At 31.0% G+C, this 20,114-nt stretch carries 14 protein-coding genes; 9 read left to right on the top strand and 5 right to left on the bottom strand.

Translation table 11 applies throughout. From position 1 onward, the window contains the following. The first annotated feature begins 1 nt into the window (after position 1). A complete protein-coding gene (gene lipB, locus Q4Q40_RS08910; RefSeq protein ID WP_303301446.1) occupies positions 2-700 on the top strand; it encodes a lipoyl(octanoyl) transferase LipB in 699 nt (232 codons plus the stop codon). Here lipB and Q4Q40_RS08905 read toward each other — a convergent pair. The 5 genes from Q4Q40_RS08905 to rnhB form a co-directional block, all read right to left on the bottom strand. After that, positions 697-1,086 (bottom strand): hypothetical protein, encoded by a 390-nt coding sequence (locus tag Q4Q40_RS08905; RefSeq protein WP_303301445.1) that lies wholly within the window; start codon positions 1,084-1,086, stop codon positions 697-699. The two genes, lipB and Q4Q40_RS08905, sit on opposite strands and share 4 nt — an antisense overlap. A 56-nt stretch (positions 1,087-1,142) precedes the next feature. Continuing rightward, positions 1,143-2,078, bottom strand: a complete 936-nt coding sequence (locus Q4Q40_RS08900; protein ID WP_303301444.1) for a zinc metalloprotease — start codon at positions 2,076-2,078, stop codon at positions 1,143-1,145. A gap of 169 nt (positions 2,079-2,247) precedes the next feature. Beyond that, entirely contained in the window at positions 2,248-3,297 is a 1,050-nt protein-coding gene (locus Q4Q40_RS08895) for a nucleoid-associated protein (RefSeq protein WP_303301443.1), read from the bottom strand. A gap of 356 nt (positions 3,298-3,653) precedes the next feature. Beyond that, positions 3,654-6,050, bottom strand: a complete 2,397-nt coding sequence (locus Q4Q40_RS08890; protein ID WP_303301442.1) for a ribonuclease HII — start codon at positions 6,048-6,050, stop codon at positions 3,654-3,656. Between the two features lie 104 nt (positions 6,051-6,154). Continuing rightward, complete coding sequence (rnhB, locus tag Q4Q40_RS08885) at positions 6,155-6,757, bottom strand: ribonuclease HII (RefSeq protein WP_303301441.1); 603 nt, start codon at positions 6,755-6,757, stop codon at positions 6,155-6,157. A gap of 574 nt (positions 6,758-7,331) precedes the next feature. Here rnhB and Q4Q40_RS08880 point away from each other — a divergent pair. The 8 genes from Q4Q40_RS08880 (at position 7,332) to Q4Q40_RS08845 (ending at position 19,905) form a co-directional block, all read left to right on the top strand. Continuing rightward, entirely contained in the window at positions 7,332-7,943 is a 612-nt protein-coding gene (locus Q4Q40_RS08880; protein WP_303301440.1) for an RNA polymerase sigma factor, read from the top strand. Between the two features lie 306 nt (positions 7,944-8,249). Further along, entirely contained in the window at positions 8,250-9,458 is a 1,209-nt protein-coding gene (locus tag Q4Q40_RS08875; RefSeq protein WP_303301439.1) for a FecR family protein, read from the top strand. 223 nt (positions 9,459-9,681) lie between these two features. Continuing rightward, positions 9,682-13,212 (top strand): SusC/RagA family TonB-linked outer membrane protein, encoded by a 3,531-nt coding sequence (locus tag Q4Q40_RS08870; protein ID WP_303301438.1) that lies wholly within the window; start codon positions 9,682-9,684, stop codon positions 13,210-13,212. Positions 13,213-13,223: 11 nt separating this feature from the next. Beyond that, the gene (locus tag Q4Q40_RS08865) at positions 13,224-14,723 is read left to right on the top strand and encodes a RagB/SusD family nutrient uptake outer membrane protein (protein WP_303301437.1); all 1,500 of its coding nucleotides are present in this window, start codon (positions 13,224-13,226) and stop codon (positions 14,721-14,723) included. 27 nt (positions 14,724-14,750) lie between these two features. Next, positions 14,751-15,632 carry a substrate import-associated zinc metallohydrolase lipoprotein gene (locus Q4Q40_RS08860; RefSeq protein ID WP_303276127.1) on the top strand — a complete coding sequence of 294 codons (882 nt, stop codon included), beginning with the start codon at positions 14,751-14,753 and terminating at the stop codon, positions 15,630-15,632. 12 nt (positions 15,633-15,644) lie between these two features. Beyond that, positions 15,645-17,045 (top strand): DUF4302 domain-containing protein, encoded by a 1,401-nt coding sequence (locus Q4Q40_RS08855; protein WP_303301436.1) that lies wholly within the window; start codon positions 15,645-15,647, stop codon positions 17,043-17,045. Between the two features lie 299 nt (positions 17,046-17,344). Then, positions 17,345-19,171, top strand: a complete 1,827-nt coding sequence (locus Q4Q40_RS08850; protein WP_303301435.1) for a putative porin — start codon at positions 17,345-17,347, stop codon at positions 19,169-19,171. 557 nt (positions 19,172-19,728) lie between these two features. Continuing rightward, the gene (locus Q4Q40_RS08845) at positions 19,729-19,905 is read left to right on the top strand and encodes a hypothetical protein (protein WP_303301434.1); all 177 of its coding nucleotides are present in this window, start codon (positions 19,729-19,731) and stop codon (positions 19,903-19,905) included. The last annotated feature ends 209 nt before the right edge of the window (positions 19,906-20,114 follow it).

The following is a 20,114-nucleotide window of genomic DNA, read 5'->3' as shown; positions in this document are numbered from 1 at the left end:
TTTGAATAAGAAAGTTGCACTACAAGATTTAGGTTTTAAAGATTATAAGCAAATTTGGGATTACCAGGAAGTATTGTTTAAGGACATTGTAGATACCAAAATTAAAAACAGGCGAGAAGAAGCAGGATTACAAACCGAAAACCACTTTTTGTTTGTTGAGCACCCGCATGTGTATACTTTAGGAAAAAGTGGGGATTTATCTAATTTGCTTTTAAGCGAAGAACAACTCACAGATAAAGGGGCTACTTTTTATAAGATTAACCGTGGTGGTGATATCACATACCACGGTCCTGGACAAGTAGTGGGGTATCCTATTTTAGATTTAGAAAACTTTTTTACAGATATACATAAGTATCTTCGGTTTTTAGAAGAAATGATCATTTTAACCCTTGCCGAATACGGTTTAAAAGCCGAACGTAGTAAAGGAGAAACAGGTGTTTGGTTAGATGTAGATACGCCGTTTGCACGTAAAATCTGTGCTATGGGTGTACGAGCAAGCCGTTGGGTGACCATGCATGGTTTTGCGTTAAATGTAAATGCTAATTTGGGGTATTTTGATAATATTATTCCTTGTGGTATTCGTGGTAAAGCTGTTACATCTTTAAATGTGGAACTTGGCGTAAAAGAAGTTGCTATGGAAGAAGTAAAAGAAAAACTCCTAAAACATTTTGCAGATCTTTTTGAGGCGGAGTTTTTTTAAAAGCATTCAAAGTTGCTGGCTTCCCAAATTATTGTTTCGTTTGTTAAAATATCGGGGGTAATATAATTATCACCATTTCCAATTGTTCCAATATGAATCCCTTCGCAGTTATACACAAGAATAGCAGTATTGCAATATGGGCAACAATTCCTTAAAGCGTATACGGTTTGTTCGTTATATTTTGTTTCCGAAAAATATGTGAATTTTAAAAAAGTAGAATTTTCTTTTTCAAGTTCAGCGATTTGCTCTTTTAACCAATTTAAATCTTCAATAGGGTTAGTAATGTTACAAGCATTTTCAAAATCAGCAGCAGGAGCATCGTCATTATTATTGCATGATAAGATTGTAAGCAATAAAAGTGTTACAAATAAAAAAGTCTTTTTCATATTGGGGTATATTGTTTAAGTATTTTAAAGATGATGAAGACTTTAAAAGGTTGCGTTTAATTTGACTTATTATTAAGATATAGTTCTCTTCTTAAACCATCAGGATTAAAAAGTGCATGTATTCTTCTTTTTTGCCCTATAGAAAACATGTACATGGATGCATCATTTACTCTATCCATGAAGTTCATAAACATGTCGTTGCTATTACATGAATTTTGAGGATGTGTAGGACTTCCTATATGTTGAGATTTTTGATTGGGAGTATCATCAACCATGTCTCCATTTTCACAATTTCCATCTTCTCCATAAATATGAAATAAATTTAACCAATGTCCAATTTCGTGAGTAGCAGTTCTACCTAATTCATATCTCGATTGTAATGGAGGTAAGGTTCCAAATACTCTGGGGTCAATTATAACACCATCTATTCTTGGGTCTGCGTTTGGAAATTGCGCATATCCTGCAAGCCCTAAATTTCCATTGCGGTCACTTAGATCTGCAATCCAAATATTCAAATATTTATCTCTAGGCCATGCATCTTGCCCTCCTTTCTCTGTAAAAAATAGTTTAAGGTCTTCAATAGGGAAGTTTTCTGTTCCACTAATACCATCAAACCCTGTTACATCACTTTCGGTTCTTATTATTCCTGTTGTTGGATTACCATTAGGGTCTTTTGTAGCCAAAGTAAATTCAATACCAACATCGGCCACAAGATTGATAAACTCATCAGGTGTTTTTATATAATCAGAGTTTTTCTTTCTAAAATCTTTATTTAGTACATTAATTTGCGATTGGATTTTTTCATCACTAATGGTAAATGGATCTGGTTTATAATTAACCACATGTACAATTACAGGTATGGTGATCACTTCATCAAAAGGAACATTCCTATCTTGTGGGCTCTTTGGGGGAGGATTCTCGTCTTTACTACAAGCAGAACAAAATAGAATAAAGACGATTGTTATTAAAAAGAATATATATTTACGTACCATACTGCTATTAGGGCTTATTTGATCTATCTTGTGATTTTAAGATGAAGGAAGCTCTAAATGGTTGCGTTTAACTTGTAAGAATAGTTTTAAAACAGGAAGAAGACTATGATTAGTATCAGTGTTTTTAAAGGTTTATGTTTGTCTTGTTTTTTTAAATATTCTAAATAAACTAATCCTCCTCATTAAAAAACACCTTGTAATAATGCATTTTTTTCTCACCGTCATAGCCGCGTTCTAAATATTCTGCAGAAGCATCAGGTGCATCTATATCTAGTTTAATTTGTATGTTAGTATCTAGCTTAATATCAGTTTTGATCTTTTTCTTTTCTTTGGTAACAACACGTTCTGCAACATCAAATTGATTCCTTATAACCAAATTTTGTTCCCCTTCATATTCCTTTTTATAGTCTTCAAACTGCCTTATTTGCTTTTCACCTTCAAAAATATCTTCCTTGAAACGTTCAACATTTACAACTTCATTTTCTTTAAAAAAATCGATCGTTTTAGCTAAAAAAGTATTTTGTTCTTGTGCACCATAACTAGTTTTTAAAACCTCTGTCGAGAATTCTTTACAAAGTTCAATATATTGTTGGGTATGGTTATTGGCATCATCAGCATATTTAATATTTAAAAACTGATTAATCCAATATTGAGCATCATAACTATTATTATCTACACTTAAAATAACATGGCCTTCGGTATCACTTTGATTCAAAATTAAGCAGCCTTTATCTACTTTTTTAGAGCTAATCCCTTTTTGTACCAATACATCATAGCTATTATTCTCTAAATAGGTTTGAAAGAAATTAACCTTACTTTCTATTTTAAAAATGCCAATAGCATTCGTGGTCATATCTTGATATTCAATACCCTCAAACATCACCACTAAAACATCACCTGTTTTAATGTTAGCAGAGGTAGATTGCTCGAATAAATGCGTAACAATGTGTTTTGAAATATCTATAAAAGCTTCTTCATCATTAAAGAGTTGTGTGGCATAACTATTAATTTCGTTTAAAGAAATATCGGCATGATGATTAAACCGATAACTTTGTACCAGGCTACCAAAGGGACGAAGTAAAAACGGGAGCATTAAGTCGTAACTAGCTTCGTCGAAATCGACTATATTATCAGAAAAAGCATTTTTAGTATCGTTAAACTTATTTCCAACTTTATGAATAATGAATTTTGAAATTGAGGCGTTTTTTCTTGAAATCATGTATTGTTTATTAAGTATGCAATACTATTAAAATAATTAGAATTATGAGCAAAAAAAGAACGTCAAAGCAAAAGCTTTGACGTTCAAGACCTGGGGACTTTAGATTTGGTTATCGTTATATTTTTAAATTCATCAAATCAAGGTATGGTATTGATTAAATTTTAATCATCAATAATTTCCATTTTCACTTAATATTTATATCAATAATTTTCATAAATATTTTGAAATTTTTATTGTAGAAAATTGGTTGATAGCTCCCTTAAAGATAAAAATTAGTTTTTCATATACAAAAATTTCATAAAGTTTATACCTATATATAACTTTATAAGTTAATATGTTAAGAATTGGACTACGAACTAATTAATTTGATATAGAATAATAGAGTTACTTTCTCCTTTAGTAACAAATTCAAGCGTGCGATCTTTATCAATATTATCTAATATTATTGATGAGTTTCCGTAAACTGGAAAGTTGGGTAGTAATTTTGCTTGGCTATCGTAAAGATAAATTTTATGAGCTTGCATATCTGTAATGGCGACATAAATTTTATCGTTAATATAGAATAGACTAGGAGCAGAGTAGTCTCCATAATCGAGCTCTATAGTCTTATTTTTTATAGATAGTTTATTTTCATTTAATACTACAAGCGTTTTACTTGTAGTTTCTAAATAATGTTTTTCTAAAAGACTTAAACTTTTAATAGACGCATTACCTTTTGAATCTATGGCTATTAAATCCCCATTTAAAGTGGTGGTTGTAAAGTTGTTATTGTATAAAAATATTGGTTGGTTAGAATATGAACTAGATGTTTTTGGTGTGATTCTTGTTTTGCCAGTTCTATCTAAAATATAAAGTTTACTTTGAGTTTTAAATGTGATGTAATCTTTACTACCAATTCTATAATGTTTAGGCTGATGTAGTATCGTGTTGTTTGCAGATTTAAAGGTAAAACCGTTTATAATTTGCGCTCTTACATTGTACATTAAAAGGTTTTTGCCTTGGGTAATTAGTAATCTGTAATTTTTGTTTTTATCATAATCGAAAACAGATAACGGTTGGGTGATTTTATCATTAAATTTAATCGGAAACGGCGCAACATTATTACCATTTCTATCAATAACATAAACCCTGTTCGGGGTTGCGAAAACGAGTTGTAAACGGCCGTTTTTGTATATATCAATTTGTTCAATAGTGCCCAATATAGGCCCCTGTATTTGTTTTTTCCAAAGAATTTTTCCTTTGTTAGAAATTAAATATAAGTTGTTGTTTATGTCTTGCACAACCATCTCTTTTTGTTTGGTGATATGGTTTTTTACAAATTGAGGGTCGGTCAATATATCTGTATCTAGTTTAATATTTAGTTCTTCAGAAACAGAATTTAAAGATGCTCTGGTTTTGCTCTTTTTTATGACGCCATTTACATGTGCAAAATTAGTCTCGTAAATAAACTGTAAAGCAGATACATTGTAACTATCCAGCTTATAGCTCGAGTTTTCTTTAATATTTTTATTCAAAATAGTTTTTAAAGAAGCAGGATTTACCACATGCATTAATGAGGATGCATCGCTTAAATGATTTTTTATATCCTGAAAATATACTTTCTCATTTAGTGTTGTCTTGTTTTGGTAATTGGCAATAATATTTTGAAGCATTGCAGTACTGCCTGCAAACACAAAAAAGTTGTCTAGGATACAGTATTTATTAGCCGTATTAAATGATACTAAAGGGGTAAATGTATTAGAAAATAAAAGCGGAAGACCGAAACTAAAAATGTTAACACCTCTATAAGAATCAATTCTGTTTTGTTCACTTAAAAGAGCATCTTTGGTAGCAATAACATCAATAGAGTTTAATACTATGGCATTGTTTTTACCTTGATAAATAATACCAACTTCAATAATATCATTAAAAAGCGTTGTTTTAGCTATAGAATCTTTTTTATTAAACTTAGCTAAATTAGTTTCAAACGTTTTATAATTATTAAAAGTGAAACTCATAAAACCATCGCTATTAGATGGTGTGATATTGTAAGTTTGATTTTCTTGAGGAATCGTGTTCTTAAAAATATTAATTAAGCTTTCGGATGAGTCGATAGCTTTTGTAATGCCGTTAAAAAGAATGTTATCCTGATTTATACTAACATCAGCAGCTATATAATTGGAAAATGTTTTAAAAGAAAGAGAATCTTCAATAAAAAATGATTCTAAAAATGTGTTGTCAGGTTTTACAATAACCGATAAGGTTTTATTCGTGTTAGTTGTGTTATATATTTTTTCTAGCTCAGGATCTATAGCTGTATTATTAAAAATAGCATTAACATGATCTTTTGAAGAAGAAGCAAAAAAGATACTATCTATAATAGTGCTATAGAATGTATTATTATTTAATGTAGATTTTTTTATTGTTTTGTTTTTATATAAAAGTGTTTCTTCAATATAGTTTGGTAACGAATCTGTTTTAAATAGTTGACTATTAAATTTTGTTATTATTGAATATTGCAAACTGTCTTTTAAATCTTTAGACAAGCAAATTAATATATCACTTGTTGGCTTTAAATAAGTTAAGTTGCCTAATGTGTTTTCTAAGTTTTTGTATGAATCTGTTTTAGAAATTTTTTGTAAAAAATCATTATTGTTAATACTGTTTTTTAAACTCTCAAGATTTGGAGTTTTTATAATTATAGAGGCGTTTTTTGGTGTGAAATCGATGAGTTTTGAGCGGTTTTTTTTTGTGTTTGTACAGTTAAAAACCAATATTAAAAGGAGGGAAAAACAAAAAACTCTCATAAAATAAATTAATTTCTACAAACCTACATATTTTTCATTTTATAGCACGTATAAAAATAGAGTAAGTAAACTTACAAAATGTCTAACTTTAATTGATCAGGTAAGAGTCTAAACGATTTCCTGTGATACTTTGTTACACCATATTTTTTTATAGCAGCGCGATGTTCTTTAGTAGGATAGCCTTTATTTTGTTTCCAATTATACATGGGGTATTCTTCATCAATAATATTCATGTATAAGTCACGATATGTTTTAGCTAAAACAGAAGCAGCTGCAATACTTAAATATATACTATCACCTTTAATAATAGTTTCAAAAGGAATATCATTATAAGGTTTAAATTTATTACCATCAACGATTATAAATTGTGGCTTTTTATTTAACTCGTCTATAGATTTATGCATAGCTAGAATAGAAGCATTTAAAATATTAATACTATCAATTTCTTCTTGAAATACATGTGCTACACCAAAAGTTAAAGCTTGTGCTTCAATAATTGGTTTTAAAATATCTCTTTTCTTTTCGCTAAGTTGTTTAGAATCATTTAATATCGAATTTTCGAATTTCTTAGGTAAAATAACAGCTGCTGCAGTAACTGGACCAGCCAAACAGCCGCGCCCGGCCTCGTCTGTACCGCATTCTAAAGAGTAATTGGAATGGTTTTTTAATAACATTTAAACAAAAATAGTGTCAAATTTATAATTTTACCTACTAATTATTATGCATGCCTAGTAAATTTATTCATTTTTATGTGAATATGATAGTAAGTATTATTAAATTATTATTTTAAAGCTTTAAATATATTGATAATTCAATAAAAATAATGATATTATAATGATTTGATAATTATTAAAAGGTGAATTAACGATGGTTTATCTCTTTTTTTATGAGTTTTTTTGTTTTTTTAATATAATATTAAGATGTTTGTAACCGACTAACTCAAGATAAATATTCTAAGATCATCTTTAAGCAGATGACTAAATATTTAAAAGAAAGCCAGCGGTTATCGCTGGCTTTCTTTGTTTTAAATATTTTTTACTAAATTGTTTAAAGTTGGGTATGAAAAAGGAATCAGGTAGAATAGCGTTGTTTTTTAATTAAACCTGTAAGCTTTTTAGAAACAAAACGTTTAAATAATTAACAATTTCTGAACTTGAATTTTCACCTTTTTAACAAATAAAAAAGGAGAGTACTTTGTTTAAAGTATATGGACTAGACTAATCTAAATGTGTCCGTTTTTAGTAATTAATGAGTATCACAAAAGAAACAATACAAGAAGAATCTGAAGAAACTTGGGTTAAGTTTGTGGATGGGGATAAAAAAGCCTTTACATCTATTTATAATTTAAATGTAGATGCTTTGTTTTCATATGGGATGAAATTAAATCCAAATAAGAATTTTGTAAAAGATTGTGTCCAAGATGTTTTTTTAGATATATACGAGCATAGAAAGCAAATATCGAGACCTAAAAATATTAAATTTTATTTGTTTAAAGCGCTTAAGCGTAGCATGTTTCGGGAGTTAAAGAAAGAGAGAAAGAAAAGTAGTTTGCCAGAAAACGAAAACATGTCTTTTTTTACAACATATAATATTGAAACTAAGACCATAGATAAAGAAGTTGAAAAACAGCAACAAAAACTTGTTGCAACAATAACTAAAGAACTAACATCTAAGCAACAGGAAATACTCTATTTAAGATTTACAAAAGGCTTCAACTATATTGAGATTTCAGAAATCATTGATATAAATCATAACTCTGTTCGCAAACAGGTTTATAGAGCTATAAAAAAACTGCGAAAAAACCTTGTCTTAGATAATGTTACAAATTCAAATATGTATTCTCTTTTAATGACACTTTAATCTAAAAATTCTTCGAATTAGGGTGAGGGTTCCAATTCTCCTTTCCTTTAGAACTATCAGAACTGCCTTTTTTATCAGTTCTAGATAAGGAAAAATACAAAATTCTGTTCTTGACTCTAAGAGCAAAAATGAAACTGGCAAAATATCTCTATGGCTTGTCTTGAGACCAGTAAGTGACAGTTGGTTTAAATAAAATAGGTTAAATAATTGCCCATTATTAGGCGATTGTTGAATTTTTTTTGAAATATCTCTAAAAAAGTGTCCACAAAAAAGAGATTAATTCCCCTATAAGAATAAAAGTAAGATATGGAGCCTTATTCTAAGTATATAGAAAATGAATCTTTTTTAAGTTGGGTATATAATCCAACACCAGAAACAACCCGTTTTTGGCAAGATTTTATTCTAAAAAATCCACAGGAAAAAGAGGTGATTAATACTTTAAAAGGCATTTTAATAGATCTAAAAACTGAAGAGGCTAAGCTTTCAGAAAAAGAAAAAGAAGAAATACTTACTAAGCTATTAAATAAAATTGATAATAAAAATAAACCAAAAAAGGTATATAACTTGGTTAAGAGAGCTTATAAATACGCAGCAATATTGGTGTTGGTATTAATCGCTACAACCGTATTTGTTAATAATAATTTTAAAAAGACGAATGATTTTATTTTTGATAATATAAATGAAATGTCTTTAGATTCTGTAGCAAAAACAAATACCCAATTAATTTTTGAATCTGGAAAACCTTTGTTAATAGATGAGAAAAAATCTCTAATCGAATATACTAAGTTGGGTCAAGTTGTTTTAAATGAGAAGGATACAATAATTATAAATAAAAAAAACGAAGGTAAAATCTTACTTTTTAATAAATTAATTGTACCTTTTGGAAAACGAAGTAAAGTTATATTATCAGATGGTTCTGTGGTTCACCTTAATGCAGGAACAACGTTTGTATTTCCTGAAAATTTTGATTCTAAAGAAAGAGCTGTTTTTCTTTCTGGAGAAGCATTTTTTGAAGTAGCAGCTAATAAAGAAAAACCATTTATTGTAAAAACCATTGAAGAAAATTTTTCAATAGAGGTGCTAGGAACAAAATTCAATGTATCAGCTTACCCCATCGATTCTGATATTTTAACGGTTCTAACCGAAGGTAAAGTCGCAATTACAGAGAAAAATATATTTAGAACACAAAAAACGATTTTAAAACCAGGGCAATTGGCATCGTGGAATAAAAATGAAGAGCGTGTTGATGTTAAAGATGTAAATACAGATAATTATACATTATGGACTTCTGGGCTTTTATATTTTGAGAGTGCATCCATAGTGAATATTGTTAGAAAGATAGAGCGTTTTTACAATGTGAGTATCGTTTTCGATAACATGATTGAAGCAAAACATGTAAACGTAAGTGGGAAACTAGATCTAAATGATAAGATAGAACAAACACTAGAGAACTTAACAATAACAACAAAATTTAAATTCGAAATAATAAATAATAGCAACTATGTATTAAAATAAAAAAACAGAGAATGCGCCAACATTCTCTGAATAAAAAAACTGCTAAACGGGCAGTTCAAGTTTAATTAAAAACCAATTCAAATTTATGAAAAATAACCAAAATTTCTATGATTTCCTCTTAGATCTTAGGAATAAAACACACTTCGTGATGAAAAGCCTCAGCGTCTTTTTAGTCCTATTTGCATTGTATTCTTTCACTAATTCATATTCTCAAAGTAAAAAGTTGAGAATAGAAATTAAGGAAGCCACATTAATGAATATGATAGAATCTATAGAAAGCCAAAGTGAATTTGTATTTATTTACAATGATGAAGTATTACCCGAATTAAAAAAAGCTTTAGGTAACATTCAAATTAAAAGCAAGTCTATTTATAAGGTTTTAGATGGAGTTTTAAATAGCGAAAGGCTTAGTTACTCAGTAAATGAGCGCCAGATAATTTTAAATAAAAAAGAAGAAACCCTTAAATCTAGTGCACAGCGTCAAATTTCGGGAACAGTTACTTCCGTAACAGATGGCTTGCCATTACCTGGTGTTAATATAATTATAGAAGGAACATCAAGAGGTGTTCAAACAGATTTTAATGGTAACTATGCCATCAACGTTAGCGAGGGAGATATTCTAAAAGTTAGTTTCGTAGGGATGCAAACTAAATATGTTACAGTGGGGCTAAATGATGTTATTGATATTGTTATGGAAGAGAACCCTGAAGGTTTGGACGAGGTGGTAATCACAGGATATCAAAATGTAGATAGAGAATTATTTACAGGAGCATCGCAAACCATTAAAGCGGCAGATATTAAATTAGATGCAGTCCCAGATTTAACAAGAAGTCTAGAAGGTAGAGCAGCTGGTGTGAGTGTTCAAAACGTAACAGGAACTTTTGGCGCAGCCCCTAGAATTACAATAAGAGGGTCATCTTCTATTTTAGGAGACACAAAACCTATTTGGGTTGTAGATGGTGCAATACAAGAAGAAATTGTTGATATATCATTTCAAGACTTAGTTGCTGGTGATCTTAATAGTTTGTTAAGTTCTGCCTTAGCAGGATTAAATGCTAATGATATAGAGAGTTTTGAAATCTTAAGAGATGCCTCTGCAAGTGCTCAATATGGAGCAAGAGCTTTAAACGGAGTTGTGGTGATTACTACTAAATCTGGTAAGAGGAATCAAAAACCAACTTTTAATTATACTTCAGAATATGCTGTTAGAGCCATTCCGAGTTACGATGAATATAACCTTTTGAATTCGCAAGAAACGGTTTCAATTTACAGACAGTTGGCAAGCCAGCAAGTAGGACAAATAACAAATACAGGAGTAGTTAATGGACGAAACGGTGGTATTTATAATTTGTTATACAATTCATTAGAACCTAATGAACAAGGCGTTTTTGAAGTTAGTAATACTCCAGAAGGAAGAGCTAGATTTTTACAACAATACGAATTGGCAAACACAAATTGGTTCAAAGAATTGTTTAGACCAACACCTACCCAAACACATACTTTGAGTTTTTCCGCAGGTGGTGAAAAAAGTACCACATATGCTTCCATAGGTTATTTTGCAGACCCAGGATGGACTATAGCAGATAGAGTAAGAAGACTAACAGGTAATTTAAGAAACACATACTATTTAGGAGATAATGATAAATTAAAAATAACTACGCAGCTAAATGCCTCTATAAGAAATCAAAACGCACCAGGTACCTTAGATAGAGAATCGGATAACTTTTTTGGTTCATTCAATAGAGAATTTGATACAAACCCTTTTAATTATGCTCTTAATACAAGTAGAGCAATACGTCCAAGAGATAATAATGGCGATTTAGAATTCGTTCGTAACAATTGGGCGCCATTCAATATTTTACAAGAAATAGAGAATAATTCTGTTGAACTAAATGTTAACGATGTTCGTTTTCAAGCGCAATTAGATTACAAGATTAATGATCATCTTGAATATTCTTTTTTAGGAACAGCTCGCTATGCAAATTCAACAAGTGATCATGCTACTACAGAGTTTTCAAATGCAGCAGAAGCTTACAGAGCAAATGATAATACTATAATAAGAGATGCAAACACATTTTTATTTCAAGATCCAGAACTTCCAAATTCAAGTCCAAGAGTCGTGCTTCCAGTTGGAGGTATTTTAAGAAGTAATAGGAATACAATTACAACATATACCTTTAGGAATACTTTAGAATATAAGAAGCGGTTTAAAGATGACATACATGGATTGACACTTTATGGAGGTCAGGAATATAGGCATACAGATAGGTCGGCTGGATTTAATACGGGTTATGGCTACCAATTTTCAAGAGGAGGTACTGTTTTTACAGATCCAGATATCCTAAGAAAAGCAATTCTGGAAGGAGATGATTATTTTGGTTTTCAAGAAACCAGAAACAGAGAAATTACGTTTTTTGCCAATGCAACTTATGATTTTGACAAGAAATATGTTTTGAATCTTTCAGGGAATTATGAAGGCTCCAATAGAGCTGGTAAATCTGACGGTACCAGATGGTTACCAACATACACCGTTTCTGGAAGATGGAACGTGCATAGGGAAAACTTTATAGATAACTCGGGCATTATTAATAATTTAGTACTAAGGACTTCTTATGGTTTATCTGCTTTGATCGCTAATACCGCTTCTAATAATGAAGCCATATTTAGAAATCAAGTTACCGATAGAGGTTTTATATCAGATAGAGAAAATGCCATTGATATAATAGATTTGCAAAACTCAGAACTAACCTGGGAAAAGCAAATAGAATATAACTTAGGATTAGATATTGGTTTATTCAATAACAGAATAGCCATGAATATTGATGCTTATTTTAGAGATGGAAAAGACTTAATAGATTTTATAACAACCTCTGGGATTGGTGGAGAACCTATAAAATTAGGAAACTTCTCTTCTTTAGAAACTAAAGGAATAGAATTTCAGCTTAATACGGTAAATGTATCAAATGATGAATTTAAATGGAATTCTGGTTTTAATATATCATTACTTGATCAGGAAATTACAGAATTACAGCAAGAGCCCAATGTATTTGATTTAATTACAGGAGGTCAGTTTGGTAATGCAGTAGGTTTTGCTCCTAATTCTTTGTTTTCATATAATTTTGAAGGATTAGATAGTGATGGATATCCTACATTTACTTTGCCAGAAGATGGTATCGACTTTCAGTCAACCGATGATCCATTGTCTTATCTTAAATACGAAGGGCCAACATTACCTAATGTTACAGGTGGTTTCGCTAATAATTTCAAATACAAAAATTGGGATTTTAGTTTCTTTATTTCGTTTTCTGCAGGTAATAAAATTAGATTAGATCCAGCATACGCATCCAATTATTCAGATTTATCAGTTTTTCCTACTGAATTTCTCAATAGATGGTTAACCCCTGGAGATGAAAATATCACTAATATACCAGTGATTCCATCAACACAACTCATACAAAGACGTGGGGAAACGAACTCTAGACAGATCTATAATGCCTACAATTACTCTACAGAACGTATAGCAGATGGGGATTTTATTAGAATGAAAAATATTACCCTTGGATATTCACTGGATAAAAACATTGTTCAAAAATTGGGGATGAGTCGCTTCAGGTTAAGTTTACAAACTACAAATCCATTCCTGTTTTATTCTGATAAAAAATTGGCTGGGCAAGATCCAGAATTTATAAGGTCTGGTGGTGTTGCATTCCCAATTACTAGATTATATACGTTTACAGTTAATGTTGGATTTTAATAAAAAGAACTATGAAAAAATATAATTTAATAAAAATATCTGTCATTACGCTATTTTTAGTTTTAGTATCATGTGATGATATATTAGACGAGTCTCCAGACAATAGAACAGAGATAGATTCTTTAGAAAAAATAAGCGAGCTTTTAGTTAATGCGTATCCACAAGCTTTATATACTCCTTTTTTAGAACCAATGTCCGATAATGCAGATGATAAAAGTTTTTCTGCTGAAGAATCCCGCCTAAATGATTTTATGTATGAGTGGGGCGATTTTTTTGATAATGATGAAGATACACCAACCTTTTATTGGAATGGGGCTTACGAGGCTATATCACAAGCAAATCAAGCTTTAGCTTCTCTAGATGAATTAGGAGTAATTGATGTGAATCAAAGAGGAGAAGCGCTTCTGTGTAGAGCCTATGCTCACTTTATGTTGGTAAGTATTTTTGCAAAAGCCTATAACCCATCTACTGCTTCGTCAGATTTAGGAATTGCCTATATCACAGAGCCAGAAACTACATTGCTGCCTCAATATACAAGGCATACTGTGCAAGAAGTTTATGATAATATAGAAGCAGATTTAGTTGAAGGACTCAAATATATTGGCAATGATTTAAATTATAGTGAGCCAAAATTTCATTTCACAACAAGAGGAGCCAATGCATTTGCATCTCGTTTCTATTTAGTTAAAGGAGATTGGCAAAAGGTAATAGATTATAGTAATGAAGTTTTAGGATCTGGATCTGGTGTTAATGACTTAAGAGATTATGCAAATGAATACAGAGCAGCAGGTTTAAGTTATAGCGAAAGAGCTTTGAGGTTTTCTTCAACTCTAGAACCAGCAAATCTTTTAATTACAGTAGGTTCTTCAGTGTATAGCAGAAATCACGCTTCTTTGCGTTTTCAATTAAGTGGTGATCTGGCCAGAGAGCTTTTTTTCAATGGTAATGCTGCTGGTTTGGCGTGGTCAGAACAAGTGTTTGGCCAAGATTTGTTTTTCAACGTTCCAAAATATGATGAGTATTTTAGAACAACAAACCAAGCAGCTGGGATAGGACTTGTTTTTGTGCAAACCCCGATTTTAACAACCGATGAAACTATGTTTAACAGGGCTGAAGCTTACGCGATGCTTGGAGAATTTCAACTAGCAGCTGATGATTTAAATACATTATTGTCTGTAAAGTCTGAAGGATATACTAGTGCTGCTGTACTATCTACTGATGATATTACAACCAATTTCGGAATTGATTCAGATTTTTATACACCACATTACCAGATACCAGCAAATGCATTACCCTTTGTAAATGTCATTTTACAAACAAAACGATCCGTATTTTATAATGAAGGCTTACGTTGGTTCGATATGAAAAGGCATGATATAGTAGTTGAACATGAAAGACAGTTGACACCAAGTGTTTCAGAAACATTAACGCTACCTAAAGGAGATAACAGAAGAGCATTACAAATCCCAACGGAGGCGCAATCTCGCGGTATTTTACCTAATCCAAGATAGCCTTGTTAAACTTTTAAAATGATTAAAATGAAAAACATAAAAAATATAATATGGGCAAATCTTGTATTAGTTGCTTTACTAATAAGTTCATGCAGTGATTCTTCTGATACCATAAAAGAAAGCCAAATAGATGCAAGTACACCAATTCTATCAGATTTAGATGTATGGTTAAGATCTAATTTTGTTTCACCTTACAACATTGAAATATCATACTTATGGGGAGCAAGTAATACTGATATCGCTAGATTTTTATATCCTATGAAGGAAGATGATGTGCAACGCTGGTCTGAAACCATAAAAAGAACTTGGATTGATCCCTATAATAAATTGGGAGGTGAGGATTTTATAGCAGAAATTACGCCACGTCAAATAGTATATTCAGGAGGATTTAATTTTAATCCAAACAGCCCTACAATAACATTAGGTATTGCAGAAGCTGGTACCAGAATTACATTTTTTAATTTAGACTTTTTGGATTATTCTGATGTGAATAGTGTTAGAAGACCTCTACAAACATTGCATCATGAATATGCACATATCTTAAATCAAAAATTTCCTTTTACTGACGATTTTGGTTTAATTACACCTGCAGATTATACCGCACAGTGGTTTAATTTAGGTTTTGATGAGTTTGGTAATCCAGATCCTTCAGAATATTTGGATTTAGGATTTATTACAGCATATGCATCAAGTCAAGAAAATGAAGATTTTGTTGAAATTGTAGCAACTATGCTAACAAACTCCAGAGCAGATTTTGAAGCAATTATTGATAGTGCGAGTCCTTCTGGGCAGGCAATTATAAGACAAAAGTTAGAAATTGTGCTAACGTATTTTCAAGAAAATTTTGGTATAGACCTTTATGAATTACAGGAATTAGCATATCAAGCACTTTTAGATAGTTTGGACTAAAAAAAAATAAAAATGAAAAAAACAATTAATTATATATTCAGTTTATTAATGTTAACACTAGTTTTAAACTCCTGTGAAGTAGATAGAACTGAAGAAATATTTGACGATTCGCCAACAGTAAGAATAGATAAAGAAATAAGTGAATTAAGAACATTATTGCTGTCGGAATCGCAGGGGTTTTCTGGGGTATATTTTCCAAATGATGATGTTGTGGGAGGCATTAATTTTCACATGAATTTTACAGAAGATCTTAGGGTTAAAATAACATCAGACTTCAAAAGCACTACGAGTCTTACAGACACGAGATACGAGATTGTTACAGGAACTACTTCGGCAGAATTAGTGTTTACAAGTGGATCGAGACATATAACGGATTTAATCCAAGATGGAGCGGCAGGATTTGATACCTTTTTTGGGAGCAATTCATTTCAATATGCAGGTGAAGAAAATGGTAATATTACTTTTAAAGATGTGCGTAGCGATGGTGTTTTTGTAATGTCTCCCTCAGGTTTTACAGATTTTGATACAGAAAGTGTCGCTAGTGTAGATATTACTTATGCTAATAGACAAGCTTTTTCAGAAGTTGATTGTGCAACTGCGTCTGTGTATGATAACCTTGTGATGGAAATAAATAATGGAGGCGAAACCATTAGTTATATTTTGAACTACGATCCAAATAATATTTTCTTTGATGCTGAAACTACAGATGCAGGAGGTGTTAGTTCAAGGCAAAGTCTTGGAGTCGCTTTTACGTTAATTGGAGGAGAACAAGCAATATCAATTAGCCCTGTATTAGAGGTTGGAGATAATAGCTTCAGGGATTTTATCTTAGATTCCAGTACACCAGAAATTCAATATGTAGCAACTGTAAATGGGGCTACTGCAAGAATCCTTCAAACGTCGCCATCTGTTCCTACGGGAGAAGATATTTTTGAGTTACCAGGTTCAACGTATTTTTATGATACAGCAGACGGGACAAATCCATTATTAAGCCCTTGTTTTCAAGAACAGGTATTAGATCAAATTAATACTAATTTAGATAATCGATTTGGTCCAGGAGTATTAAGATTTTCTTTTTTTGCCGTTTTCTTAGATTTTGATGGTAACTGTACTAATTTAGCTGTCTTTTTACAAGATGCTAACGGTGATAATTTTAGAGCAAATTATTGTCATTTGGCAAGTATTCAAGATAATACATTGTTCTTAGAGTATCAAGGACCATTTTCAGGAGCTAACGATGCATTTTTTGAAGCAGATGTACTGCCTTTAATAGCGTTTTTTGGTAGCTCTAAAGGTTTGCTTTATACTAATGAAGGGGCGTTCAGAGGAAGTATCAGTAACTATAGCGATCCTGCGGGAGCTTTTACTAGTTTGGATTACGAATCACTTAGAGCTTATGGATTGTTTTTTTAATCGAAAAATTCGTCCGATAACATAAGAATTAAAATTAGCTAGTAATAATCTAACCCTATACTTGCGTCAAGTAAGTATAGGGTTTTTTGTGTTCGAAAAATATGATGAAATTAAAATATAATTTTCCCATTTTTCCACGTTATCATATTTTGTATTTACATTTGCACCGTTTACACATAATTATGAAGAAACTATTTTTAGCCCTTTTTTTAATATGCCTTTTTAATCCATTAAACGCGCAAACAAAGTCTAAGACTAAAAGGTCTTTGTCGGATGCAGTTGTGAAGAAACAAGATTCGATGACAAAGAAAGACCCTAAAGATCAAAAAGCTAAAATTCAGGACTACTTAATAATCTCTCGCGAGAATGATACCACTTTTGTAGATACGACGTTAACAATTCAAAAAGAATATAAGTTTAATTACCTACGAAGAGACAATTTTGGTTTAATCCCATTTTCAAATCTGGGGCAAACATATAATAGTTTAACTTATAATTTACAGAGTACTAACTTAATGCCTAGCTTTGGTGCCCGAGCAAGACACTTCAATTATATGGAGATTGAAGATATTAATTATTATCGCGTACCAACACCATTTACAGAATTGTTTTTTAAAACGGCTTTTGAGCAAGGGCAATTAGCAGATTCGTTCTTTACAGTAAATACATCGCCAGAATTTAATTTCTCGATAGCGTATAAAGGATTGCGTTCATTAGGGAAGTATCAGAGTATATTAACAAGTTCAGGTAATTTTAGATTTACATCAAATTATAGAACTAAAAATAATCGTTACAGTGCTAGGGGGCACATAGTAACACAAGATTTGATGAGCCAGGAGAATGGTGGACTTCAAGACGATCCTAGTGTAGCAAATTTTGAAACAGGGGTCGAAGAATTTTTAGAACGCTCTATCTTAGAAGTGAATTTAACAAACACCGAAAATATCATAAAAGCAAAGCGGTTTCATTTAGAACACAACTATAAAATTATCAAGAAAAAAGATTCACTATCAAAAAATAAACTTAGTTTAGGACATATCATATCATTTGAAGATAAATACTATCAATATGACCAAAATTCGGCAACAACTTTTTTTGGAAATGCATTTAAAAGTACAATTAAAGACCGAGTAACGCTGGAAAATTTTTATAACCAGGTGCAGTTAAACTATAGTAATAATATAATTGGTGATTTGCAATTTAATATATCAAGCAATAATTACAACTATGGTTATAATAAGTTAACAGAATTAAATGGAAACATAATTGTTAACAGATTAAAAGGAAATATATTTTCTGCAGGAGGTAAGTACCATAAACAATATAAGGGTTTCGATTTAGAAGGATCACTAGGACTAAATGTATCAGGAGATTTCGATGGCAATTTCTTAAAAGCAAAAGCAACCTTTGAACTTAATGATGATTTATCTGCAACAGCATCAGTAAACCATAGTTCAAAAGCACCAAACTATAATACTCTATTGTATCAAAGTGATTATATAAGTTATAATTGGCAAAATAATTTTAATAATATCGAAACAGAACAATTAGCATTTCAATTAAAATCGAAAAAAATAGCTAATATATCAGTCGATTATTCTACTATTAGTGATTATGTTTACTTCAAAGAAGATGAAACAAGTAGTCAGGTGCAGGCGTTTCAAAATGACAAATCAATCAATTATTTAAGAGTTAAATTAGATAGAGAAATAAAAGTTGGCAAGTTTGCTTTAAATAATACCTTACTATACCAAAATGTAGAAGATAGCGATAATATATTAAATGTACCAGAATTTATAATTCGTAATACCTTATACTATTCTAGTCATTTATTTAAAAAGGCCATGTATCTGCAAACAGGAGTAACCTTCAATTACTTTACTAAGTATTATATGAATGCTTACAATCCATTGCTGGCAGAATTTTATGTGCAAACCGAAAGAGAATACGGGGGCTTTCCTCGTTTAGATTTCTTTATAAACGCAAAAATTCGACAAACCAGAATCTATTTAAAAGCAGAACATTTTAATTCATCCTTCACGGGGTATAATTTTTATTCAGCGCCAAATAATCCGTATAGAGACTTTTCTATACGCTTTGGTGTTGTTTGGAATTTCTTTTTATAAACCTATCATATAACAGGCGTTTGGTTTAAAAGCCACACGCTATTTTGCCCTGTATAGTATTTAAAAATCTATTTAGGGTTTTTTTATGTGTAAAAGTGAGTTTGGTTGTTCTTTAGATCGACCAGTATTTCATGAAGAGAGTAAAAAGAAAACCGATTAAAGATGTTTAAGTCGAGTTTATTCTAAGAATAAAGCTTTATTAGATTTAGTAACTGGCCATTTTTCAAAGTTTAAAACCCTATAAAAACGAGCTTAGATAAAAACCTTGAAAGCTGACGAAAAAAAGTAGTTATAATAATAAGAAGAAAGCATAAAAAAGGCATATAAGAGTATAATGAGATTATTAACAATAATTATAGGATAAAAACCTGATTATAACTCACTGTATTTCAGGTTGTAAAAAAGTATCTAAAAATAAGATAAAAAAAGCTTAGGTTATCAGGAAATGGAGGGTATCTTTGCAGCCGCTTAGGGCTTAAGATTTGTAAGAATCGAGTAAAGAGCGAGGTTCATAAAAAGCTTCAAAAAATAAATAAAAAAAAGTTTAAAAAAAGCTTTTGAGAATTAAAAAAGGTTGTATGTTTGCAGCCGCTAAAAACGGCAGCGATGTTAAAAGCGAAGTTCATAAAAATAATGGTTTTTATATCGAGAAAAAAAGGTTAAATTTTTTTTTCAAAAAAGATTTAAAAAGCATTGTGGGAATGAAAAAAGGGTTTTATATTTGCACCCGCTAAACGAGGAGACGAGTTTAGATAAGATAAAAAAAAGTTCATAAACATATTGAATTGACAGCGTAAGAATGCTACTGGAAACGGTAGTGTTTAAACAAAGAGAATAAACCATTTTGAGTACTAGAAATTCCAATTAGTTGTTAACTGGATCTTTTATAAGATCTATAAAAATTAACGATGAAGAGTTTGATCCTGGCTCAGGATGAACGCTA

This window comes from Flavivirga jejuensis, from assembly GCF_030540765.1.
Classification (GTDB): domain Bacteria; phylum Bacteroidota; class Bacteroidia; order Flavobacteriales; family Flavobacteriaceae; genus Flavivirga; species Flavivirga jejuensis.
The sequence above is the reverse complement of the archived record's forward strand: the minus strand, read 5'-3'. Positions and strand labels throughout refer to the sequence as shown.